General features: G+C 72.2%; 20 protein-coding genes. 9 read left to right on the plus strand and 11 right to left on the minus strand.

Going from position 1 to position 21,476, the window contains the following annotated elements:
• Positions 1 to 18 precede the first annotated feature (18 nt).
• Positions 19 to 591, plus strand: a complete 573-nt coding sequence (locus tag ABD331_RS21925; protein WP_344477610.1) for a hypothetical protein — start codon at positions 19 to 21, stop codon at positions 589 to 591.
• Between the two features lie 103 nt (positions 592 to 694).
• Here the strand turns inward: ABD331_RS21925 and ABD331_RS21930 are convergent, their stop codons facing one another.
• The 3 genes from ABD331_RS21930 to ABD331_RS21940 form a co-directional block, all read right to left on the minus strand.
• Entirely contained in the window at positions 695 to 3,562 is a 2,868-nt protein-coding gene (locus ABD331_RS21930) for a DUF7507 domain-containing protein (RefSeq protein ID WP_344477612.1), read from the minus strand.
• Between the two features lie 77 nt (positions 3,563 to 3,639).
• On the minus strand, positions 3,640 to 5,181 hold the full coding sequence (locus ABD331_RS21935) for an MFS transporter (RefSeq protein ID WP_344477614.1): 1,542 nt from the start codon (positions 5,179 to 5,181) through the stop codon (positions 3,640 to 3,642).
• A 9-nt stretch (positions 5,182 to 5,190) separates the two neighbouring features.
• Positions 5,191 to 6,012, minus strand: coding sequence for an oxidoreductase (locus ABD331_RS21940; protein WP_344477616.1), 822 nt, complete (start codon positions 6,010 to 6,012; stop codon positions 5,191 to 5,193).
• A gap of 384 nt (positions 6,013 to 6,396) precedes the next feature.
• On the opposite strand from ABD331_RS21940, the gene ABD331_RS21945 reads away from it, so the two are divergent.
• Positions 6,397 to 7,623, plus strand: a complete 1,227-nt coding sequence (locus ABD331_RS21945; protein ID WP_344477618.1) for an MATE family efflux transporter — start codon at positions 6,397 to 6,399, stop codon at positions 7,621 to 7,623.
• Positions 7,624 to 7,769: 146 nt separating this feature from the next.
• Here the strand turns inward: ABD331_RS21945 and ABD331_RS21950 are convergent, their stop codons facing one another.
• A complete protein-coding gene (locus ABD331_RS21950; RefSeq protein WP_344477620.1) occupies positions 7,770 to 9,053 on the minus strand; it encodes a hypothetical protein in 1,284 nt (427 codons plus the stop codon).
• Between the two features lie 123 nt (positions 9,054 to 9,176).
• Positions 9,177 to 9,446, minus strand: coding sequence for a GlsB/YeaQ/YmgE family stress response membrane protein (locus tag ABD331_RS21955; protein ID WP_344477622.1), 270 nt, complete (start codon positions 9,444 to 9,446; stop codon positions 9,177 to 9,179).
• 144 nt (positions 9,447 to 9,590) lie between these two features.
• Between ABD331_RS21955 and ABD331_RS21960 the strand changes: the two genes are divergently transcribed.
• On the plus strand, positions 9,591 to 10,187 hold the full coding sequence (locus tag ABD331_RS21960; protein ID WP_344477624.1) for a DUF1707 SHOCT-like domain-containing protein: 597 nt from the start codon (positions 9,591 to 9,593) through the stop codon (positions 10,185 to 10,187).
• 50 nt (positions 10,188 to 10,237) lie between these two features.
• Here the strand turns inward: ABD331_RS21960 and ABD331_RS21965 are convergent, their stop codons facing one another.
• Positions 10,238 to 10,390 carry a hypothetical protein gene (locus ABD331_RS21965; protein ID WP_344477626.1) on the minus strand — a complete coding sequence of 51 codons (153 nt, stop codon included), beginning with the start codon at positions 10,388 to 10,390 and terminating at the stop codon, positions 10,238 to 10,240.
• A gap of 171 nt (positions 10,391 to 10,561) precedes the next feature.
• On the opposite strand from ABD331_RS21965, the gene ABD331_RS21970 reads away from it, so the two are divergent.
• Both ABD331_RS21970 and ABD331_RS21975 read left to right on the plus strand, forming a co-directional pair.
• Positions 10,562 to 10,990: a MarR family winged helix-turn-helix transcriptional regulator gene (locus tag ABD331_RS21970; protein WP_344477628.1), complete on the plus strand. Its 429-nt coding sequence runs from the start codon at positions 10,562 to 10,564 to the stop codon at positions 10,988 to 10,990.
• Between the two features lie 10 nt (positions 10,991 to 11,000).
• A complete protein-coding gene (locus ABD331_RS21975; RefSeq protein ID WP_344477630.1) occupies positions 11,001 to 11,495 on the plus strand; it encodes a hypothetical protein in 495 nt (164 codons plus the stop codon).
• 108 nt (positions 11,496 to 11,603) lie between these two features.
• On the opposite strand, the gene ABD331_RS21980 is transcribed toward ABD331_RS21975, so the two are convergent.
• From ABD331_RS21980 to ABD331_RS21995, 4 genes are all read right to left on the minus strand, one after another.
• Positions 11,604 to 12,278: a CBS domain-containing protein gene (locus ABD331_RS21980; protein WP_344477632.1), complete on the minus strand. Its 675-nt coding sequence runs from the start codon at positions 12,276 to 12,278 to the stop codon at positions 11,604 to 11,606.
• A gap of 187 nt (positions 12,279 to 12,465) precedes the next feature.
• Positions 12,466 to 12,873, minus strand: coding sequence for a DUF5360 family protein (locus tag ABD331_RS21985; protein ID WP_344477634.1), 408 nt, complete (start codon positions 12,871 to 12,873; stop codon positions 12,466 to 12,468).
• Positions 12,874 to 12,940: 67 nt separating this feature from the next.
• Positions 12,941 to 13,471, minus strand: coding sequence for a TetR/AcrR family transcriptional regulator (locus ABD331_RS21990; protein WP_344477636.1), 531 nt, complete (start codon positions 13,469 to 13,471; stop codon positions 12,941 to 12,943).
• Between the two features lie 120 nt (positions 13,472 to 13,591).
• Positions 13,592 to 14,545: a hypothetical protein gene (locus ABD331_RS21995; protein ID WP_344477638.1), complete on the minus strand. Its 954-nt coding sequence runs from the start codon at positions 14,543 to 14,545 to the stop codon at positions 13,592 to 13,594.
• A 423-nt stretch (positions 14,546 to 14,968) separates the two neighbouring features.
• On the opposite strand from ABD331_RS21995, the gene ABD331_RS22000 reads away from it, so the two are divergent.
• Positions 14,969 to 17,932 carry an RING finger family 4 domain-containing protein gene (locus ABD331_RS22000; protein WP_344477640.1) on the plus strand — a complete coding sequence of 988 codons (2,964 nt, stop codon included), beginning with the start codon at positions 14,969 to 14,971 and terminating at the stop codon, positions 17,930 to 17,932.
• A 159-nt stretch (positions 17,933 to 18,091) separates the two neighbouring features.
• On the opposite strand, the gene ABD331_RS22005 is transcribed toward ABD331_RS22000, so the two are convergent.
• Positions 18,092 to 19,327 (minus strand): M20 metallopeptidase family protein, encoded by a 1,236-nt coding sequence (locus tag ABD331_RS22005; protein ID WP_344477642.1) that lies wholly within the window; start codon positions 19,325 to 19,327, stop codon positions 18,092 to 18,094.
• Positions 19,328 to 19,606: 279 nt separating this feature from the next.
• On the opposite strand from ABD331_RS22005, the gene ABD331_RS22010 reads away from it, so the two are divergent.
• The 3 genes from ABD331_RS22010 (at position 19,607) to ABD331_RS22020 (ending at position 21,388) form a co-directional block, all read left to right on the plus strand.
• The gene (locus ABD331_RS22010) at positions 19,607 to 20,230 is read left to right on the plus strand and encodes a cytochrome P450 (RefSeq protein ID WP_344477644.1); all 624 of its coding nucleotides are present in this window, start codon (positions 19,607 to 19,609) and stop codon (positions 20,228 to 20,230) included.
• Positions 20,227 to 20,355, plus strand: coding sequence for a hypothetical protein (locus ABD331_RS22015; protein WP_344477646.1), 129 nt, complete (start codon positions 20,227 to 20,229; stop codon positions 20,353 to 20,355). Before ABD331_RS22010 ends, ABD331_RS22015 begins: the two co-directional genes overlap by 4 nt.
• Before the next feature lie 109 nt (positions 20,356 to 20,464).
• Complete coding sequence (locus ABD331_RS22020) at positions 20,465 to 21,388, plus strand: PaaX family transcriptional regulator (protein ID WP_344477648.1); 924 nt, start codon at positions 20,465 to 20,467, stop codon at positions 21,386 to 21,388.
• The last annotated feature ends 88 nt before the right edge of the window (positions 21,389 to 21,476 follow it).

Here is a 21,476-nt window from a genome sequence, read left to right on the forward strand (position 1 = left end):
TGACCACAGGAGAAACCGATGCCCTTCGTCGACCAGCTACCCGCTCTCCTAGGCGTCGTCGTCGGCGCGGTCGGCTCCTACGCCGCCTCCAGCCTCACCGAACGCGGCCGCTGGCGCCGCGCGAGAACCGAGCGATGGGACAACGAGCGCTTCCACAGCTACGCCCGCTACGCCCACCTCCTGAAGATCCAGATCCACCTCGCCCAGCGCATCGGAGCCGCCCGCGGCTTACCCCGCACCGGCAACCCGATGGACATCGAGGAGGGGCTGGCCCAGCTCGACGAGGCCGAGACCAACCGGGCCGCCGAGTGGGAGTCGGTGCTGCTGGTGGGCGACGCGGCAACGGTGGCCGCGGCCCGCACCTGGCACGAAGCGGTCTGGAACGTCGAGCTCTACGCCAAGGGCATGCGCAGTGACCCGGACGGCTGGGTGAGCGCCGTGAGCGCGGTGAGCCGCGCCCGCGACGCCTTCTACGCCAGCGCCCGCCGCGATCTCGGCATCGCCGGTCCGCCGCCGCCCTCCGGCCAGTGGCCCCGGCCGTGGGAGATCGACGAGCCCGCCGAGCTCATGGCGGAGCGGGAGAGCAGGTGAACGCGGTGGCGCTGCTCGGTCACGGTCGCCGCCTGTGCGGCGCCTGCACCCGCGACGACCCCGGCGAGCCGGCCCGGCGGCCTGGTTCCCCTTCACGCCGGCATCAGTAGCGCGGGCTGAGGTTGAGGTTGATCGAGGCCAGCAGCGTCTCGGCCGTGGCGTAGGCGGGCAGGTTGGCGGGCGTGCCCGGCAGGGCCAGCGTCGCCTGGCCGTGCCTGGCGGCCGCGGCGACCGTCGCCGTGCCCAGCTTGGCCGCGATCAGCGACTCGATGCGGGTGGCGGCGTTGACCCGCCGTTCCCCCAGGTTGAGGTAGACGGTCAGCAGCTCGGACCGCAGCGGCGCCACCGGGTTCAGCAGCACCCGGCGTACCTCTGCCGCCTTCAGCACCCCGTCGGGGGCCGAGCCGTCGGCGCCGTCGAAGCGGGCGTCGGTGGCCTGGACGCGGGCCAGCAGCTCGGCCGGCAGGCTGCCGGCGCGCAGCAGCCACAGCGCGGGGATCTGCGGGTCGCGGCCGGGCGGCTGCTCGGTGACGGTGCTGGTGGCGGTGGCGCTCGCGGCCGGGTAGGCGCAACCGCCCGCCCCGCCGTACGCGGCCGAGGCCGTCACGGCGACGGAGGTCCCGCCCGCGGTCAGCAGGCTCGTGCGGACGGAGAACCGCGCGGTGCCCGAGCCGCCGGCCGCCACCGTCCCCACCTCCTGGCGCAGCGTGCGCGGCGAGACGCCGTCGGGCGCGTCCAGCGTGAGGACCACGCCGGTCGCCGGGGCGGAGCCGGTGTTGCGGTAGGTGACGGTGTAGGTGAGCGTCTCGCCCGCGCCGGCGGACGGGGTGCCCTCCACGGCGAGCGCCACGCGGGGGGTGTGGGCGGTGGTGTCCGCGGTGGCGGTGTTGTCGGCCAGCATCCAGTCGGGCTCCGGCTGTCCAGCGGCGTCCTTTCCGGTGACCTTCACCCGGTTGGTCAGCACCTGGCCGTCGGTGACCGCGCACGGCACGGTGTAGGTCACCTGCTGCTCGGCGCGCCCGTCCGCGGGCAGGTCGGGCAGGGTACGGGTGACGTCCTGGCCGGTGGGCGGCGTGTCGGTGACGGAGACGGCGGTCGCGGTGGCGGGCCCGGCGTTGCCCGCGGTGATCGTGTAGGTGAGCTCGTCGCCGGGCAGGGCGTCGCGCTTGTCGACGGTCTTGGTCACGTTCAGGTCGGCCGTGGCGAGCCGCCGCAGGTCCACGGCGTCGATCTCCTCGGGGAACGTGCCGTGCACGCCGTCGGAGAACAGCGGGCTGCCGCTGAAGTCGTACACGAGACGGTCCCAGTCGGAGCGGCTGACCAGCTCCTGGTTCGGGGACGCCTCGTCGCACTCCTTGAACATGGTGAGGTGGTTGAGATCGACGGCGACCGACGGCTCCAGCTTGGGGCCGCCGCCGGGCAGAGAGTCGATCTTCCAGTTGAGCCGCTCGTTGGCCGGGCCGTGGAACCAGCGGCCCGCCCCGTTTCCGCCCCAGATGACGCGCCGCGAGCCCGCGCCCGCCACGCCCGGCTGGACCGTCTCGTCCAGCGCCGCCTCGTTCAGCGTCTGCACGTTGACGAGACGCTGGTAGTCCAGCGGCCGGTTCGGGTCGAGCTGCCGCTCCGCCGGCAGCGACGCCGCGGTGGCGAACTGCAGCGGATAGTTCATCACGCTCAGATAATTGGGCTTGCAGTTGACCCGGTCCACGCGGCCGTTGTCGGTACGGCCGCCGTGCCCCAGGCCGAAGGTGTGGCCGAGCTCGTGCAGCAGCGTCGCCTGCTCCACCGCGGCCCGGCCGCCGAAGTCGTTCAGATCGACGTTCCTGGCGAGCCTGCCGAGCGTGACCATGAAGTCGTTGCCGCCGCGGTCGTCCAGCTCGGCCCGGCCGGACGCGGTGTTGGGCAGCGTGGTGTTGTTCGGCCCCGGCACGGTCGGCGGGTACAGGCCGTCGGCGAAGATGCCGTAGCGGTAGTGCAGCCGCTTGTACAGCAGGATCTGCTCGCACACGGGGCTGGAACGGTCGGCGGGCGTGCCGAAGTGGCCGTCCTCGCCGCCGTGCGCGCAGGTCAGGTCGGCTCTGCCCGACTTCAGGTCGTCGAAGTCGGTCACGTTGGCGTCGCGGTCGTTCTCCAGGCGCAGCGTCTCGCTGTGGGGGACTTCCTCGTCGGCGATCAGGTGCAGCGCCAGTCCCTGTACGCGGGTGGCCTCGTTGGTGACGGGGGCGTCCGCGAAGACCCGCTCGACGGCGGCCAGCACCCCGCTCTGCGGCTGGAACCCGGTCATCCAGTCGATCTCCGCGAACAGGTCGCGCCGCTGCGGGTCGGCCCACTGCTCCAGGTGCAGGTCGATGGTGCCGTCGCCGTCGAAGTCGAGGCCCCGGTGCTCGGCGTAGTCGGTGAAGCCGTCGCCGTCGCCGTCCTCGAAGGTGTAGGGCCGGATGTCGTAGCAGACCTGGACGGGGTGGCCGTCGCCGCCGCCCCTGGTGCAGCCGGTCGGGTCGGTGAGGTCACCGGACAGCTTCCCGCTCACCAGGTTCAGCTTCACGCGGGCGGACGTGTCGCCGCTCCTGGCCGAGATGTCGGCCACGTCGTCGCCGTTGGGATCCAGGTCCGGGTCCTCGTCCTTGATCTGCACGACGAGCTCGACCTCCGGTAAGGAGGTCGGCACCTCGGCGGTCAGCGTCCAGCCCTGCGGGATGAACACCTGCGCCTTGTCGGGGACGACGGGCGTCGTCATCGACCGCGAGCCGATGGACAGGACCCCGTAGAAGTCCGGCGGGCCCATGCCCGACGACTCGATGCCGGTGCCGTCGCACGCCGACGCGCACTCGACCGACATGATGCGTATCGTCACGGGTTGCGTGGCCGGCGGCGCCGCCGCCGCTGCCTGCCCGGCCGGTAACGCCGTCAGACCCGCCACCACCAGCCACGCGGCGGCCAGCGCCTTGCCCCATCGCGCCCAGGTTCCCATCTTCCGCTCCCTGCGTCGGGTGCTGCCGATCTTCAGGCTGAGGGGGCGGGCGGGAGGGCGCATGAGTACACCCATGCTCAACCGCGTGGGGTCGATCCCGGTGATCTTCGCCGATCCGGGACGTGGCCCTGCCGCGCGTGCCGGGACGGGGCCGGCCGGGGGCGGTCCGGTGTGCCGGGCAGCCAGGCCAGGGCGACGAGGACGCCGAGGAGCCCGAGGCCGGCGCTGGTGACCAGGACGATGTCCAGGCCGTGGACGAAGGCGGAGCGGACCGTGCCCGCCAGGGCCGCGGAGCCCGTGGTGCGTGCGGCGGCCAGACCTGCGAAGACGCTCTCGCGCGCTTCCGGCGGTACGGCGGCGCGGTAGGCGGAGGTCAGGATCGAGCCGAGGACGGCCGCGCCGAAGCTGCCGCCGAGGGTGCGGATGGACTGGTTCACCGCCGCGCCGACGCCGGCGTTGGCGGGGGACAGGGTGCCCAGGGCGGCGTCCATGACGGTGGGCAGGACGCAGCCGAGGCCGAGCCCGTACAGGGCGGTCCACCCGGCGGCGAACGCGGTGCCGCTGCCCGTACTGGTGGCAGCGCCCCAGAACAGGCTCGCGGTGAGCAGGACGAACCCCAGGCAGGCCGCCCGTTTGGGGCCGATCGTCCTGCTCAGCCTGGCCGCCGCCGACATGCCGGCGAGCATTCCGGCGATGAGCGGCAACAGCCGCAGGCTGCTGCCCATCGCGTCCGTGCCGAGGTTCGCCTGGAAGTACTGCGGCAGCGCGAACAACACGCCGAACATGGTGAAGTTGACGAGCGTGGCCAGTGCGGTGCCGGCGGTGAAGCGCGCGTCGGCGAACAGCGACAGGTTCACCAGCGGCGCGCCGGCCCGCCGTTCCCAGAGCACGAACAGCACCAGCGCGGCCGTCCCGCCGATCAGGGGGCCGAGCACGGCGACGTCCGTCCAGCCCCGTTCGCCGATCTCGATGAGCCCGTACGTCAAGGACGTCAGCGCCGCGCTCGACAGCACCAAGCCGCCTGCGTCGATCCGCCTGCCGCGCTCGCGCGGCGACTCGGGCAGCCAGACGGCGACCGCGAGGAACGCCAGCACCACCACCGGGATGTTGATCAGGAAGACCGAGCCCCACCAGAAGTGGCTCAGCAGCCAGCCGCCCAGGAGCGGGCCGACGGGAAAGGCCAGCATCGAGGCGCTCGCCAGCGTCCCGATCGCCTTCGGCCGCTCCTGCGCGGTGAACATGGCCGGGATCAGGGCCAGCATCGTGGGCATGATGAGCGCCGCGCCCAGGCCCAGCGCGGCCCGCGCCGCGATGAAGACCCCCGTCGAGGGGGCGTAGGCGGCGGCCAGCGAGCTGACCCCGAAGATGACCAGCGCGGCCAGCAGCGTCCTCTTGCGGCCGAAACGGTCGCCCGCCATGCCCGCCGGGATCATGCCGGCGGCCAGGACCAGGGTGTAGACGGTGACGAACCACTGCAACTGCGCGTTGCCGGCGTGCAGGTCCTCGGCCATGCTCGGCAGCGCCAAATTGAGGATGGTCACGTCGAAGCCCACGGCCAGGGACGTGAGCACGAGCGCGATGAGCGCCCACCACCTGTGAGGGTGGGGTTGGGATGACATCGCGGCGCCTTACTTCGCGGCGCTGGTGAGAAGCTTGTCGAAGTCGCGGTCCGGCAACGTCCTGTTGAGCTCAAGGAGCTTGTCGGCCATGTAGCCCACCGCGTAGCGCGTCTCCGGTTTGCCCGCTTCGACGGCCTGGCGGATGGCGGCGGCGACCACACCCGGGTCGCTGGCCGGGGTGTTCTCGCCGAGTTGCGTCTCGGCGCGTTCGGCCATGGCCTCGGCCATCCGCGCGTACGCGGTCGCGCCGGAGATCTCGCGCAGGTCCTGCGCCGTGTGGTCCTCGAACCCGGTCTTGATGATGCCGGGCTGGATGATCACGACGTCGATGCCGAACGGCTCCACCTCCATCCGCAGGCTGTCGGAGTAGGCCTCCAGCGCGTGCTTGGTCGCGTAGTACCAGCAGCCGAGCGGCAGCGCGATCTCGCCGCCGATGGAGGAGACGTTGACGATCGTGCCGGACCCCCGCTCGCGCATGTGCGGCAGGACGAGCTGGGTCAGCCTGGCCGGGGCGAACACGTTCACCTCGAACTGGTCGCGCGCCAGGTCGAGGGGGATGTCCTCGGCCGCGCCGTGCAGGACGGTGCCCGCGTTGTTGATCAGGACGTCGATGCGGCCCTGCTCCGCGACGACGGTCTCGACGGCGCGTTCCAGGTCCGCCGGGCGGCGCGCGTCCAGGGGCAGGGCGTGTCCGCCGGCGTCGCGGATGTCGTCCATCCTGGGGACGCGTCGCGCGGCGCCGTAGACGACGTGGCCGGCGCGGAGGAGCTCGAGCGCGGTGGCCTTGCCGATGCCGGCTGAGGCGCCGGTGATGAGAACGACCTTCTTCATCGTGGAACCTTTCTCCTGGGTCTTCTTGGGAAACGCTAGGCTCCCTTCCAGGGACGCGACAACTCGCTGAAGCTGTTTCCGCAGGTCAACGGGGTTAGATTGGTGCAATGAGCTTGTAGCTGAGCGCAACACGGCCCATGCCCAGCACGCGACCGCCTGGCCGGGCCTGAATTGGCCGGACCTCTATGGACATTCATTGATGAATTTAGCTATCGTCCCACAGGTCAATTCGCGCCCGGTTCCCCGGAGGCCCGCATGTTTTTCTTGGCCGTACATAAAAGAAGCGGCGTGTGGCGAACCATCTCCGGCCTCGCTGTTCCGCTTTTTGTTGCCGGGTCCCTCAATTTCGCTGCCCAGCTCGGAATCGTCGCCATTCTCGGGCACATGGGCGGCGAGGCCATTTATGTGCGTTCCCTGTATCAGCCCGTCAGCCTTGTCGTCCTCGCCCTGAGTGTGAGTTTCGCGGTCTGCGGCCAGGTCGCCGCCGCGATCAGCAAGGGCGCCGGGCGCCCCCAGGACGTCATGGCGAACGTCGCCAGCCTCGCCAGGGTATGGCTCGGCCTCGGCACGGCCCTGTTCCTGGTCCTCGCGATCGCGGCTCCGTCCCTGGCCTGTCTCTGGCAGGTGGACGCCGCGCTGCGGGACACGTTCACCTCGTTCCTGCGCTGGGCCAGCGCCGCCGGCCTGCTGGCCGTCGGCGCGGAGTTGTGCGCGGCCGGCCTGCGCGGCTATGGGCATGTGCGGCAGGCCACCGTCCTGGTCATCTGGACGGCGGGCGTGCGGATCGGCCTCGTGGCCGGGCTCGGGCTCGGTACCGGCATCGGGATCGCGGCGGTGCCCGTCGCCGAGGCGGCGGCGGGGCTGACCGGCCTGGCCCTGGGCCTGGTGCTGCTGCGCCGCACCGAGCTGTGGCATCCGCCCGCCGTCCGGATCTGGCGGCGCGAGGTGTTCACCGACCTGCGCCGCATCGGCGTGCCCATCGCCATGTCCTTCTTCGTGCTCGCGGCGTACAACTTCGCGGTCATCGGCGTCCTCGGCGACTACGGGGAGAACGCCGTGGCCGGATTCACGGTCGCTTCCACGCTGCAGAACATCGTGCTGCTGCCGGGCATGGTCCTGGGCACGGCCACAGCGATCACCATCAACCAGCAGCGCGGCGCGGGCGAATGGCCGCGCATCCGTGAGTCGATGCGCGGTGGCATCGAGGTCACCGTCGTGACCTACGTGGCGATCGCGGCGCTGGTGTGGGCGCTGCACGACCCGCTGGCGCGGCTGATGGGCGGCGACGCCGGGGTGGTCGCGGCCACGGGCGCTTACCTGGGCGCCGTGGCGCTCACCTACGTCGTCCAGGGACCTGTGCTCGCCTCGCTGACCGTCATGGAGGAGACCGGCGGCGGCTTCCTGGCCATCGTGCTCAACGCCGTCTACTTCGGCCTGATCGTCGCGGTCGGCGCGGTGGTGGCATCCGCCGTCGGCAGTGCGGACGGCTTCTACGCCGCGGTGGCGTACTGCAACCTGATCGGCGTGACGGTGCCGCTCGTCGCGGTGCGGCACGTACGGAAACTGTCGGCCAGGGGCGGCGCCGCTCAGGAGGCTGTCGCGACCGGCTGAAACGCGACTTCGAGGCGCGCTCGTCCGGCGTGAGCGCATGCGGGCAGGCCCCGCCCGCATGCGCTGCGGAGAACGCTAGCGGATCCGTGCACACGGTCGATAATCGGGGCATATCGACTGGCATCTACGCTGTCTGGGGCCCCTTCTCAGCCGACCGCTGACAGCCGGTCCAGCGTGCGCTTCAGTGCCGTCTCGCCACGCGTGAACGCCTGCCGCGGATCCACCCCTCCCGGCCCCTGCCACCGCACATGCACGGCGATCACCCCCTTCCGCACGGCAACCGCCACATGGGCATAGGAGTCGCGATATCCGGACGCGGCGGTCGCCTCCGGATGGCGGGCGGCGAACCGCTCGATCTCGCCCGTCCACTCCCCGTGCCGGAAGCCCGTCACCGAAGGCGCGATGCCCTCGGCCTCGGTCTGCTCGGTGTGAACGAAGCCCGGGTCGGAGTATCGGCAAGGATCCGGCGGCTGGTCCTCCTCGTGCAGCCAGGCTCGCCGTACCTGCTCGGCCTGCCGCTCGTCACGGGCCACGGACACCATCTCGTGCACGGCGACCTCGCCGAGCAGCGAGCGCTCCACGGACGGCACGAACCCGGGAACGTTTTCCCGGGACGACGCGGCGCCGCAGGACAGGTCGTTGCTCATCGGGGGCCCGTCCCCCTGCTCCCGGTACTGGCGCGGCCTGCCGGGTTCCGGCCAGACCTTCAGCCGCTCGCCGTACACGCCGGGATCGGGCAGGGCGCGGACCGCCCGGGTCAGCAGGTCCTGAGGCCGCGGCGCGGTCACGGCGCCGTCGGCCACGGCCAGCACGGACTCCGAGACCTTCAGCCCCTTCTCGGCCCAGCCGGAGTCAGGGGACCCGAAGCTGCCGCTGAGGTTCCACCCCAGCTCGACGACCCACGCGCCCTGGTGCGCCACCAGTTGTCCAGTGGTGAACGGCTTGTAGAAGAACGGGTCGTCCGTGTCGCTCCCGGCCCGCCCGCTGGTGATGACCTGCGTGCCCGACCAGCCGCCACGCTCGAAGGCGGACACGGTGGTCTCCGCGTCCATCCCCTCGCCCAGGGTGCCGCTCGCCGTGCCCGCGCAGCCACGAGCGGTCCCCGCGGCCTGCGCCACCAGGCCGGCCGCTCGCGACGCGTCCGGCATCAGCATGAAGCGCGCGTGGACGGGCGGGTCGGTCTTCAGATGAGCGACCAGGACGGGGAACGCCTGCGGCTCGGCGGGCGCCTGGGTGTCGATCGTGCCCAGGCACAACTGGAAGACGTCACCCACCGCGGGATACGGGCTCTGCCCGCGCAGCTCGAACGCGCGCAGCCGGTGCGCTACCTCCTCGACCGAGCGGCCGGGCTCGGCGACACGCGGTAGCTCCACCGGGGCGCCGCACCCGGCCAGGACCAGCAGCACGACGACGAGCAGGATCCGGCTCATACGAGTCAGACGGAGCCCGCCGCCGGACGGTTCAGCTCCGCCGGCCGGCGATCAGCGGCGCGAGGCGGTCGTCCGCGGGGCGGAGGCACGGCCACGAGTCCCGTCCCCATGGCCGTGCTCGCGCTACTTGCGCTTCCTGCCGTACATGCCGACCGTCAGCGAGACGCCGAGGGCGGCCAGCGCGACCTGGATGCCCAGCTCGACCCAGTCGACGCCGGAGGTGTCGGCGACGCCGAGCGAGGCCGCGATCGCGGTGCCGATCAGAGCCGCCGCCACCCCGATGACGATCGTCAGCCACACCGGGATGCGCTGCCGTCCGGGCAGGACGAGCCGGCCCAGGGCGCCGATGACGACGCCGATGATGAGGCCGGAGAAGAGGCCGGTGATCTCCATCTTTGCAACCCCCGAATCGCAGTGGTGCGCCTGCCTGGGAAACGAACGCACTGCCCGGACGGTTCCGGGGACCGTCACGGGCATGCATCTCGACCTGAGCCTCTCTCCAAGCCGACGAACCCGATATCTCCGTATCATGGGGACATGTCTGCTGGGCCTTCGGAACCTGTCCGCCGTGACGAGTGGCGCGTCTCGCATGACGAGCGCGAAGCAGTGGTAGAACGGCTGAACACGGCTGCGGCCGAGGGCCGGATCGACCTCAATGAGCTGGACGTGCGGCTCGGGCTGGCGCTGAACGCCAAGACGTACGCCGATCTGGCTCCGCTCACCGCCGATCTGCCGCCGGACGTCCCGGTGAACCAGGAGCCCCTGGTCCTCAAGGGCGGCATGCACGGCGTGACCCGTTCCGGGCGCTGGGACGTGCCCGGACGCATCACCGTGTACGGCGGCATGGGCGCCGTCAAGCTCGACTTCACCGAGACCGACTGCCGGCTGCCCGAGATCCAGATCGAGGCGCAGGGGCAGATGGCCGGCATCACGATCATCATCCCGGACGGCTGGGCCGCGGAGACGTCCCGCATGGACGCGGGACTCGGTGGCTTCAAGGACAAGACCACGCCGCAGCGCCTGCCCAGGACACCGCTGGTCCGCCTCTCCGGCTCCGGCGGCGCGGGAGGCGTGGTCATCCGGCACCCCAACAGCTGGGAACGCCGGAAACAGCGGCGCCTTCAGGGGCGTTGAGGCACCTCAGGTCCGCTGCGCCGCGGCGGGATCGCGCCCGCCTGGCCGCCTCACGACCTGACGTGCGGCCGACGATCGGTCCTGAGGACGAAGGCGGGCAACTGCTGACGCTCACGGAAAGTCTCGCCGGGCATCGCCAGCGCCACCCGGACGTGCCCGTCGTCACCGACGTCGCGGTGCTGCGCGAGGCCGCGGCTGCTCATCGGCCCGCTCCGCGGCGCCGCCGTGGTCGCCTGGTCCTGAGCTGGTGGGTCGAGCGGTACATGTCTGGGCGATCAGTGCGGCGCCGTCCCCCACCCACGACACCGAGCGGCGATCTTTCCAGTCGGCCTATCTGGTTGTTCCATACAACTATGTGGTTGTATGGTCGAACCATGGCGGATGATCGCGAACTCCAGGAGGCCGTGGCCCGGTTCGTGCGGGCCTTCGGTCTCCACCAGCCGGACCAGACCCCGTGCGGACAGCCCATCCCGACCTCGGAGGCGCACGCCCTGGGAGAGCTGGCCAGGGACGGAGCGCTGCGCCAGAGCGAGCTTGCGCACCGGTTGCGGCTGGAGAAGAGCACCACCAGCCGGCTGGTCACGCAGCTGATCAACCGTGGCTGGGCCGAGCGCACCCCCGCGCCCGACGACGGGCGCGGCGTGCTGGTCCGGCTCACCCCGCACGGGGTGAAGGCCGCGGCCCGCCTGGCCGAGGCCAGAGCGGAGCGGTTCTCCGCCGTCCTGGAACGTGTCCCCGAGGGCGAGCGCGCCGACGTGCTGCGCGCCCTGACCATCCTCACGGAGGCCATCGATGAAACTTAGGAATCGACGCGTGCAGGCGCTCCTCGCCGCGCTCGCTCTCGTCGTCGTCGCCACGACGTCGTACGTGCTCATCAGCCGGAACGAGCAGCGGGCGCTGGCCGCCCGGCAGGCCGAGATCGCGGCCAGGAGCCGGACGGTGATGCCGTTCGACCTGGAGCGCACCACGCACCGCTTCGCCAAGGCGGCCACCGGCGGCGTGCAGACCGTCACCTCCGACGACCCGGCCGACGCCGGACAGGTCGCGCTGATCCGCGAGCACCTGACCGCCGAGGCGGCGGGTTTCCGCGAGGGCGACTACGGCGACCCCGCCTCCATCCACGGCGGCGAGATGCCCGGCCTGCGCGAGCTGGAGGCGGGCCATGACCGCATCGACATCCGTTATGCGGAGGCTCCCGCCGGGGCGCAGATCACCTACGCCACCTCCGACCCGGCCCTGCTCAAGGCGCTGCACGCCTGGTTCGACGCCCAGGTCACCGACCACGGCCGGCACGCCGAACACGGATGACTTCTCCCACCTCATGACCCCGGCACGCTGAACCTTCGCCCGATCCCAGATCCGTAGATCAGCCGGCTCTCATAGATACCTGACCCCGGTACAGTGTCATGCTCCGCCTCACGCGGGCACGTGGTCGTCCTGCCTCCAGTCGAGCTGGTCCACGACGTCCACCACGCCGTTGACGCGATGCGTCATGCGTACGGCGATGGCGGCCTCGGAGCGGCGCTCGATCCACCCGGACAGCGTCACGACGCCCTGCCGCACGTCCACCCGCACGCCGTCGGTGTTCACCCACAGGGTGCGGTCGAGGATGTCGTCGCGCACGTCGGCGGCGATCTCCTCGTCGGAGCGCAGGAACAGCTTGACCAGGTCGCGGCGGCTGACGACGCCCACCAGGCGGCCGTTGTAGTCGACGACCGCGAGCCGCTTGACGTCGTGGGCGTCCATGATGCGGGCGGCCTCGATCGCGGACGCCTTGGCGGAGATGCTGACGGCGGGGCGGGTCATCAGCTCGGCGGCGATGTCGCCGCCGGCCTTCCGCCGGCTGTCGGGGTGGCGCATGCGGGCGCGCAGCGGCGGCCGGTAGCCCTCGCGGTGGAACTGCTCGCGGAACTCCTCCTTGCGCAGCAGGTCGGCCTCCGACACCATGCCGAGCACGTGGTCGTCGTCGTCGGTGACCGGCACGGCGCTGATGCCGCTCGAGATGAGCGTTTCGGCGATGTCCTTGAACGGGGTGGCGGCGGTGATGGTGACGACCTTCTCCGTCATCACGTCCGCGACGGTCATGCGCATGTCAGCCTCCTCATCGGTTACCTCCATCAGACCCCCGTCCAGGAGGCGGCGCTCAGAGGCGAAGGTCCCGGACGGGACGGTCGTTGGTCGGCGGCCACCGGAGGCCCCAGGGTCTCCACCTGGACGTTCCCCGAGGCGTGCCCCTGCCTCCCGGGCAACAATCGGTGACGTCGATCAGCGCAGCGTCTCAAGGTCGGCCCGGTGCCGGCGCAGGGGTCGTACGCATCAAGACGACGAGCGCCGGCAGCGGGAACAGCAGCAGGAACAGGTTGGGCAGCCACCAGGCGAGGGTGAAGTCGCCGCGCAGCGCCCAGAAGGCGACTGCTTGCAGGCCGGCGGTGCTGGTCAGAGTGAGGGACACCGTCATGAGAGGACGCGCAGAGGACGTGGCGCACAGTGTCGCCAGCCCCGTCAGGCTCGCCGCCAGGTCGAGCAGGACGAACGAGGCGTTCCAGTCGGTCAGGATGGGGTTGGTGTAGTCCTGGTAGGCCAGTTCGGGCGGGATCAGCCCCGCGAACACCACCACCCAGTACAGCAACAGCGCGACGTCGGTGATCAGCATGGCGATCTTGGTCGCGCCCAGGATGCGGTTCACGAGCGGTCCGTCCCGTCGCCGGTGCTGTGCCGCGGATCGGCGACGGGGACCGGGGGAGCGGGCGGCATCAGGCGCCTTCCTCGATCATGGCGGCCAGCCGTGCGCGGACCTGGCGATGCAGGTCGTCGTGCGGCGGCGCGAGGTCCAGCAGCCGCGCCATCCACCATCCGTCCACGGCCAGCCGGACGAGGTAGGCCGTGCTCGGGTCGAGGCCGTCGTCGGCGATCCTGTCCTGCCAGGCCTCGTAGCGGCGCCGGAACCCGTCGAGCACCTCCGGGCCGCCGGACAGCGCGGCGAGCAGCGCTACCGCCACCCGGTCGGTGTGCGCCCGCGCCGGGACGTCGGCGTCGGGGATGGTGGCGTCCAGCCAGGCTCGGGTGAAGGCGCCGGGTGGCGATCCCGCCGGCGGCAGCTCGCTCTGGAACCGTTCCACCTGCCGGTCGAGCACCCCCTCCAGCAGTGCCTGCTTGGATCTGAAGTGATGGAGCAGGCCGCCCTTGCTGACTCCGGCCTGCGCGGCGACCGCGTCCAGCCGGACGGCGTCCGCCCCTCCGGAGATCAGTATGTGCTCCACAGTGTCCAGGATTCGATCTCGCATGGTTTCTCTCCGCCGCTAAGGTACCGACCGTCCAGACGGTCGGTACCTTAGCGCGATGGGCGCATCGCTGTGAACTTACTTTGTAAAGGCGCCCTGATCGCCTTACTGGTCGTGACGCGATCAGCCAGGGGGCAGGGCGGGGTGCAGAAGCTCCCTGCGCCTGATCAGCAGTCGCGAGTGCTCGGCCTGCAACTGGCCGTGGCGCGCCTTCAGGTACGCCTGGGTCTCACGCACCCACCGCGCCAGGTCCTTCACCTCGGCCCTGGTCTTCTCGATGCGCTGATGCTTGAGCACATCACTGATGATGTTGTCGAAGAACGCGTCCACGAACCACCGCGTGTCCACCTTCGGCATCACCGGCCGGGCCGCGATGCCGGTGTCGGCCAGCTCGCGGGCGAAGACGTCCAGAGCCCGCTGGGCCTGCCAGGCGGCCTTGTCGGCGCTGGTCAGCCTGTCGTGCTCGAAGGCGTCGGCGAGCAGGCCGCCGCCGAGCACGTCGAAGGTGGAGGCGTCCCTGGCGGAGCTGAGGAAGCGCAGCACGACGCCGAGCGCCTCGTGCGCGCCCTGCCCCGCCTGGCGGGCCTCCGCGCACTCGCGCAGGTCCGCGCTCAACCGGTCGAGTGCGGCGCCGAGGTCGGCCAGCTCGGGCGCGCCCGGCCCGCCGCCCCGGATGAGCTGTTGCTCCTTCTCGGCCAGCAGCCGGGCGTACTCCCGGGACGCGGGGTCGAGCACGGCCAGCTCGGCGGCGGCTGCCGCCGCGTCGGCTTCGAGCTGAGCCAGGCGGGCGCGGTGACCGTGCACGCGTTCCCTGGCCACCGCCGCCTCGGCGCGCTCGCGCTCCATCCGCTCCTCGCGGTTGCCCAGCATGCGGGCCAGGACGGCGGACAGCCCGCCCTCCAGCCGGGCGACGTCACGCTCCTCCGCGGCCAGCTCGGCCTCCAGCTCCTCCAGGGTGCTGCGGACGTCCTCGATCTGGCGCGCGGTGGTCTCACGCAGGCGCCGGACGTGTTCGGCGCGGTGCATTCTGGCGGCGGCCTCGCGCAGCTGCTCGTCAAGCCCGGAGAAGAGGGTCACGCAATGACGACGAACGGGCCGGACCGGACGTTCCGGGGCCGCGGACCTCCTTCGGCCCTCGGCGCGGTGGGTGGCTGTGGCCGCGTGTTGAGTGGCTTCGAAGGCATGGTCCGTCGCGGGCGCGTCCGCCGGCTGGACACGCGGCCCTGCACGAGGCGGCCCTGCACGAGGCGGCCCTGCATGAGGCGGGCTCGCACGAGGCGGGCTCGCACGGGCGGCGAGGCGGTCGCGCAGAGGTCGCGGGAGGGTGCAAGGTGGTAAATGTGCGGCATTTCGTGAGCCGAGCCAGTAAGGTGCTGATCAGACGGCTCCTGGGTGTGCTTCCTTCTCTTTCCTTTCCAGAATGAACAGCGTGCCCGCTCTCCGTCACGAGCAGGCCGCGCGGGTCCCCTCGCGCGGCCTTCGACGATTTCCGGGGGTGCGGTGAACGGTTCCGGAGAGGTCCTGCTGCGCCGCCGCAGGCTGGTCGCGCCCCGGTTGCTGGCCGCCGACCGCCGCCTGCCGCCGCCGGTCGGCAAGCTGCCCAGAAGGCTCGGCATGGTGCCGGCCGACGTGGCGTCGGGGGTCGCGGCGCTGGAGTTCGAGCTGCTGCAGCTCGGGTTCGTGGTGTCCGGGGAGCTGTACGGGGAGCTGCGCGGGCTGAGCGTGACGGACCTGACGATCGTGGGACGGCGGCTGCTGCACGGCCTGCGCGAGGAGCTGGGAGCGAACGACTCGCACGTCCCGCTGTTCCGGAAATTTCCGGAAAGCGTGCCTGCCGACACGACGAACTTCTACGTACGCCGCATCTTCGCCCTGCTCCTCCAGAACCCTCAGCGGCCCTGCGTGCTGTGCGGCGAGTCCGGCACCGTCCACCCGGTCTCGCCGTGCGCGCACCTCGTCTGCCGCACCTGCTGGGACGGCTCCGACTTCAGCGCCTGCCCGATCTGCCACCGCCGCATCGACCCCGGCGACCCTTTCCTCGTCCCGTCGGAGCGCGAGATCACACCGACCAGGGACGCGGTGACCACGACCGTGCTGCTGCGGCTGTGCGCCGACCCGTCCGGCACGTGCCGCGAGCTGGCCGCGGAGCTGCTGGCGCGGCGCACGCCGATGCCGCCGCACGAGCGCGCCGACCTGGAGCGGCTGCTGGAGGACCAGTGGCCGCGGTCGCTCGCGTGGCTGGCCGAGCCGATCCCCGTCAAGGAGACGCTCGCCGCCGTGGTGGCGTGGGCGCTGCGCAAGGGCGCCGGCCACGAACTGCTCGACCGGCACGCCGGCACCGCGACCGACGTGCTGCGCGTGCTGTACGCGCTGATGGACGCCGATCCCGGGCTGCGGGTCGCGCCGCAGCGCCGCCGGTCGCTGCCCAGGGCGGTGCGGCGGGCGGTGCTGGCGCGCCTGGACGCGATGCCGTACCTGCTCGAAGATCTGCTGCGGTACCGCGAGCAGTGGAAGCACCTGGCCGAGGTGCTGCACCCGCACGAGCACCATGCGCGTTTCCCCGAGGCGGCGCTGGCGTTCGCCGCGCTGCGCGGCACCCGGCTCGACCCCGCCACACCCTTCGGCCGCGCTCTGCTCGCCCGCGCTGACGGGCATCGTGACGTGGAGGTGCGGGACGGGCGGGTGCGGGTACGGACGTTCGCCAGCCGGGTGGAGCAGGCGCTCGCCGAGGGACGTCACGCCGAGGCCACCGCCCTGCTGAGCCGCCGGCCCGGGGAGTTGTTGCGCCGGCTGTCCCATCTGCTGCGCCTGACGTACGCGCCCGCCCCGTCAGGGCCGCCGCCGGTGCGGGTGATGGCGGGGACGGGGGAGAGGGTGAAGAGCGACACCGCCCCGATGACGCCCGCCGTCGCGCCCGGGAAGGTCACACCGCTGGCAGCGCCCGGCGAGACCACGCCGCACGGCGAGTTCGGGTCGTCGGGGGCGCACAGCGAGCCCGGGTCGCGGGGGACGCGTGGCGAGGCTGGGCCGCACGGCGGGCCCGGATCGTTGGGAGCGCCCGGCGAGCCCGGGTCGTGGGAGGCGCGTGGCGAGGCTGGGCCGCACGGCGGGCCTGGGTCTCCGGCGGTGCGTGGCGAGGCCGGGCCTCACGGCGAGCCCCGGTCGCTGGCGGTGCGCGGCGACGGTAGGGCGCGGGGAGCGCCTGGCGAGGCCGGGTCACAGGGGGCGCGTGGCGAGGCCGGGTCGGTGGCGGCGGGCGGTGTGGATCCGCTAGGGGTGCTGGAGAAGGCCGTGCGCGGTGTCGCGCCCGGGGTGCTGCTGGCCGTGCTAGGGCAGGTCAGGACGCCGCCCGGCGGGGCGCGGCTGTTCCTGCCCAGGGGCGGCGCCGCCCGCATGTGGACGGTCCCCGACGACCGGCCCGCGCTGCCCGACGAGGTGGTGCTGACCGCCGAACGCGTCCTGACCGCCGAGCTGCTGCGCCGGGCCGGCGAGCTGCCGCCGCTGCGCCGGGCGCTGCTGGACGAGGGGCTCGCCGACCTGGTCGCGCCCACGTCCGAACGGGCGGCGAGCGCGGCCCTGGTCCGGCTCGTCAGGGGCAGCGTCCAGCCCATTCCACAGGCCGACCAGCTCCGCTTCTTCCTTCACTGGGCCGAGCCGCCGGGCACCCGGGTGGACCTGGACCTCTCGGTGGCCGTCTACGACGACGGCTGGAGGTTCGCGGGCCTGTGCGACTACACCCGGCTGCGGCTGGGCAACAGCCTCACCCACTCCGGCGACCTGACGTCGGCCCCCGTGCCGCTCGGCGCGTCCGAGTTCATCGACGTGAACGTGCGCAACCTGCGGGCCCGCTACCTGGTGCCGGTCGTGTTCAGCTACAACGACGTGCCGTTCGACGAGCTCGTACGCGGCTTCGCCGGCTTCATGGAGCGCCCGCGGGGCCTGTTCGACCCGGTGGCGGTGCGCCAGCGGTTCGACCTGTCGGGCACGGCGAAGATCCTCGTGCCGCTGGTGGCCGATCTCTGGACGCGGACGATGCGCTGGGCCGACCTCAACCTGTCGGCCGCCGGCTACGGCCACAACGTGGCTGGCAGCGCCGACGAGCTGGCCGCGGTGGGCGGGGCGCTGGAGAGCGCGTTCGAGCACCGGGTGACGATGTGGGAGGTCGGGTGCTGGCACGCCGCCGCCCGCGCCGCCGACGTCGTGGTGCGCCGCCGCGACGGCTCCCTGGTTCGGTACGAGCGCCGTCCGGACGAGGATGTGCCGGACTTCGCGGCCCGGCTCGCCGCCCGCGCCGACGCCCCCGCGTTCGACGGCTCGCTGGACGGGGTGGAGCTGGCCGCGCTGGTGTCGGGGGACGTCGAGCTGCCGGGGGCGCAGGCGTACGCGCTGTATCCGCACGCCCTGGGCGAGGCCCGCCTGCTGGACGCGGCCGACCTGCTGTCCGGCCTGACCCCGGGCCTCTGAGCCAGGCGGATCGTCAGCGCGCCCGGGGCCACCACCTCAGGCAGGCCCGCACCCATCCCCGCACCCAAGTCCCGCAGCCATTTCCGCGCCCATGTCCCGCAGCCATCTCCGCGTACCCAGTGCCGCGGTCGCGCCGTACGTTCGTGCGAGCCGGCCGCGCTACCGGCGATCGGTGCGGCCGGCCAGCCAGCGCGCCATCGCGCGGACGCCGTGGCCGATCGCCCGCTCATCCGGGTTGAAGGCGCCGAAGTGCGGAAAGCTCGTCTCGACGGGGGATCCGGGTGCGCGGACGCCGAGGAAGGTGTACGTGCCGGGGAGCAGATCCAGGAACAGCCCGAAATCCTCCCCGCTGAACGGGACCGCGGCATGCAGCGTACGCACCCGGTCGCGCCCAACGTCCTGCCGGAGGAATCGCTCGATCTGCCGGCCTTCCCGTTCGGGGCAGACCATGGCGGGATACGGGTCGTCCGGGAAGGTCGCGGTCGCGCCGTGCGCTTGCGCGAGCCGGCCGACGTCCGCACGAACCCGCACGTACCGGTCTTCCGGCCAGCAGCGGTAGGACACCCGGACCTCGGCCTGACCTCCGGCTTCCGCCGCCTGGGCCAGCATGAAGACGAACGTGCTCAGCGGCCCGTCCGGGGTCTGCACGTCGGCCAGGAGCCGGTCGAACTGCTCGGGAGTGGCCGGCGGCGACACCGTGCCGAGCGCGCCGAGATCGGTGGCGAGCCGCCGCGCCCGCTCCATTGCGTCGGAGCCGGTGAGCGTGATGACGCCGTGGTCCTGGCCGGGATACCCGTACCCGGGTGTGACGGCGAACTCGCCGACCGGGTAGGGGCCGCAGTGCAGGGCATGGATCTCCACCGGCAGGGCGCGGGCGAACACGCCGTCGCCGAGCATCGCCGCGGCGCCGGACAGCGCCTCCTCGGCGGGCTGGAAGACGAACACCACGGCGCCGGCGAGCCGGTCGCGCAGGCGTGCCAGCACCTCCGCGACCCCCACGCCCACAGTCGTGTGCACGTCGTGCCCGCACAGGTGGGCGACTTGCGCGCCTCCGCCCAGCTGGTCGTCCGGCGGCACCGCGTCCATGTCCGCGCGATAGGCCACCGTACGGCCGCGACGAGCGCCTTCGAGCACCCCGACCACCCCGTGCCCGCCGACGCCCGTGGTGACGTCGAGCCCGGCCGCGCGCAACCGCCGCGCGACCATCGCGGCGGTCCGCCGCTCCTGCCCCGGAAGTTCGGGGTTGCGGTGCAGGTCGCGGCGTAACGCGATCAGGTCCCGGTCGAGCCGGGACGCCACGGCGTCCACTGGATCCCCTCTCCCCGGCACGTCCTGGGCGTGCGCCGCCCAGGCCGGCCCCGGCTCGCCTCCCACCACGCCGGCCAAGCCGGCCATGGCGCCACCCAGTACGGCGCGTCGGCTGACGGCGCGGTTCGCTGAACTCGGCAAGGCTCCTCCAGCCACCCGAGGAAGTCTGTCGACATCGACCTTGCCGCACCCGCCGGCGGGGGCGCATTGAAGCCCACCCGCTTGTCGGTGGTGGGGTGTTCCCCACCCGAGACCCTCTCCGAAGCCGTCACTCGCTGGGCGGACTGCGCCGCGAATAATCTCCGATATGTGCATTGACGTACGTAACAGCAAGTGTCTAATGTGCGAGAAGTCTCTGTTGACCCCGTGAGTCTCACCCACGACTTCGACCCCCGCGCCCCCGAGACCTTCACCAGCGCGCTCATGGCGGCCGAGTACGAAGGCGAGCCGCTGCCGCCCGACCTGGTGCTGGGCTGCGTCCGGCAGTTGCCGGTGACCGGGATGGTGGCGCCCAGCGTGTTCATCGGCGACATGTTCGTGCATCTGGGCGGCGATCCGGCCCTCGCCGATCTGCTGCGCGCCGACCCGTCCCGCATCCCCGCGGCGGTGGAGGAGTTCCTGCGACTGTACGGCCCTTACCGGGGCATGGCCAGGACGGCGCGGCGGGATGTGGTGTTCGGCGGCCGGCTGATCAGGGCGGGCGAGCCCATCGCGCTGGTGTACACCTCCGCCGACCGCGACGAGCGGATCTTCCCCGACGGGGAGACGTTCCGGTTCGACCGGCCGAACCTGGGCAAGCACCTGGCCTTCGGCGATGGCGTGCACACCTGTCCCGGTGCTCCGCTGGCCCGCATGATGCTGGTCACGACGCTGGAGGAGGCGCTGGCGCGGACGTCGGCGTTCGAGGTGAGCGGCGAGATCAGGATGGCGAGCTGGGCCGAGTGGGGCACCAACTCGGCGCCGATGCGCTTCACGGCGGCGGCCCGATGATGGAGCTTCCCGGCACTGACCATGATCCCGGCGACGACTTCGATCCCGACGAGGCCGGCTCGGCGGAGGAGAGCCTGGAGGCGTACGCACGGCTGCGGAACTGCGGTCCGGTCAAGAGCGCGTGAATGCCCGAGATCGGCGCGCTCTCGGTTCCGGTACGGCTCCGGCCCGCCCGAGAACGCACGACGAATCGATCGCATCGGTATGCGGAAGGGTAATGCTTATACTTCTACGGTGACTGACGGCGCGTGGGCCGACGCGGGTGACGTCGATCTTCCTCGCTTCCAGGCGGGCGCGCCCCCGCAACACCTGATCACGACGCTGCTGGGCGACTACTGGATCAGCCGGTCCGAGCAGTTGCCGTCGGCGGCGCTGGTGCGGCTGGCCGGGGAGTTCGGCGTGTCGGCGGTGGCCGCCAGGGCCGCGCTGTCTCGCCTGGCCCGCAGGGAGCTGCTGGAGTCGTCCAAGGCGGGGCGGCGCACCTACTACCGGCTGACCGACCGGGCCGCCGACGTGCTGGAGGACGGCCGCAAGCGGATCATGTCCTTCGGCCTGGACCAGGGCGCCTGGGACGGCACCTGGGTGGTGGCCGCGTTCTCCGTCTCCGAGGAGCAGCGCGACCTGCGCCACGCGCTGCGCTCCCGGCTGCGCTGGCTCGGCTTCGCCCCGCTCTACGACGGGTTGTGGGTCTCGCCCACCGCCGAGGCCGATGCCGCGGCGGCGGTGCTCACGGAGCTGGGGGTGCCCATCGCCACCGTGTTCCGCGCCCGCGCGCTGGACCTGCCCGGCTTGCGGGCGCCGCAGGAGGCGTGGGACTTCGACCAGCTCCGCCGCACCTACGAGGACTTCGCGGCACAGTACGCGCCGCTGCTGACCCGCGTGCGCAACGGCACCGTGGGCGCGTCGGAGGCCCTGGTGGCCCGTACGGGGATCATGGACACCTGGCGCACGTTCCCCAACCACGATCCCGACCTGCCCGCCGAGCTGCTGCCCCACGGCTGGCCCAGGAGTGCGGCCAGGGACGTGTTCGTCGAGATCTACGACACCCTCGGCCCGCTCGCCGAGTTCCGCGTCAAGCAGATCGTCGGCGAGTTCGAGCCGGCCCTGGCCGAGCTGGTGGCGCACCACCGCACCGGCCTGCCGCTCGCCCCTCGCTGATCTTCCCGGTCAACGACCCCTCCCTCCTTGCGCACCGCGACCCCTTGACACGAGTGCAGTCGTGAATGTGACATTTAAACCGTCGATC

The organism is Nonomuraea monospora, from assembly GCF_039531895.1.
In the GTDB taxonomy this organism is placed as follows: Bacteria; Actinomycetota; Actinomycetes; order Streptosporangiales; family Streptosporangiaceae; genus Nonomuraea; species Nonomuraea monospora.

Bases quoted from the DNA above. Each gene is read 5' to 3' on its own strand.
- ABD331_RS21945 (WP_344477618.1), top strand. From the start codon at position 6,397: ATGGGCGGCGAGGCCATTTATGTGCGTTCCCTGTATCAGCCCGTCAGC.
- ABD331_RS22015 (WP_344477646.1), top strand. From the start codon at position 20,227: ATGATGGAGCTTCCCGGCACTGACCATGATCCCGGCGACGACTTCGAT.
- ABD331_RS21955 (WP_344477622.1), bottom strand. From the start codon at position 9,446: ATGGAGATCACCGGCCTCTTCTCCGGCCTCATCATCGGCGTCGTCATC.
- ABD331_RS21925 (WP_344477610.1), top strand. From the start codon at position 19: ATGCCCTTCGTCGACCAGCTACCCGCTCTCCTAGGCGTCGTCGTCGGC.
- ABD331_RS21965 (WP_344477626.1), bottom strand. From the start codon at position 10,390: ATGAGCAGCCGCGGCCTCGCGCAGCACCGCGACGTCGGTGACGACGGG.
- ABD331_RS21935 (WP_344477614.1), bottom strand. From the start codon at position 5,181: ATGTCATCCCAACCCCACCCTCACAGGTGGTGGGCGCTCATCGCGCTC.
- ABD331_RS21980 (WP_344477632.1), bottom strand. From the start codon at position 12,278: ATGCGCATGACCGTCGCGGACGTGATGACGGAGAAGGTCGTCACCATC.
- ABD331_RS21930 (WP_344477612.1), bottom strand. From the start codon at position 3,562: ATGGGAACCTGGGCGCGATGGGGCAAGGCGCTGGCCGCCGCGTGGCTG.
- ABD331_RS21970 (WP_344477628.1), top strand. From the start codon at position 10,562: ATGGCGGATGATCGCGAACTCCAGGAGGCCGTGGCCCGGTTCGTGCGG.
- ABD331_RS21960 (WP_344477624.1), top strand. From the start codon at position 9,591: ATGTCTGCTGGGCCTTCGGAACCTGTCCGCCGTGACGAGTGGCGCGTC.
- ABD331_RS21990 (WP_344477636.1), bottom strand. From the start codon at position 13,471: ATGCGAGATCGAATCCTGGACACTGTGGAGCACATACTGATCTCCGGA.
- ABD331_RS21950 (WP_344477620.1), bottom strand. From the start codon at position 9,053: ATGAGCCGGATCCTGCTCGTCGTCGTGCTGCTGGTCCTGGCCGGGTGC.
- ABD331_RS22005 (WP_344477642.1), bottom strand. From the start codon at position 19,327: ATGGCCGGCTTGGCCGGCGTGGTGGGAGGCGAGCCGGGGCCGGCCTGG.
- ABD331_RS21940 (WP_344477616.1), bottom strand. From the start codon at position 6,012: ATGAAGAAGGTCGTTCTCATCACCGGCGCCTCAGCCGGCATCGGCAAG.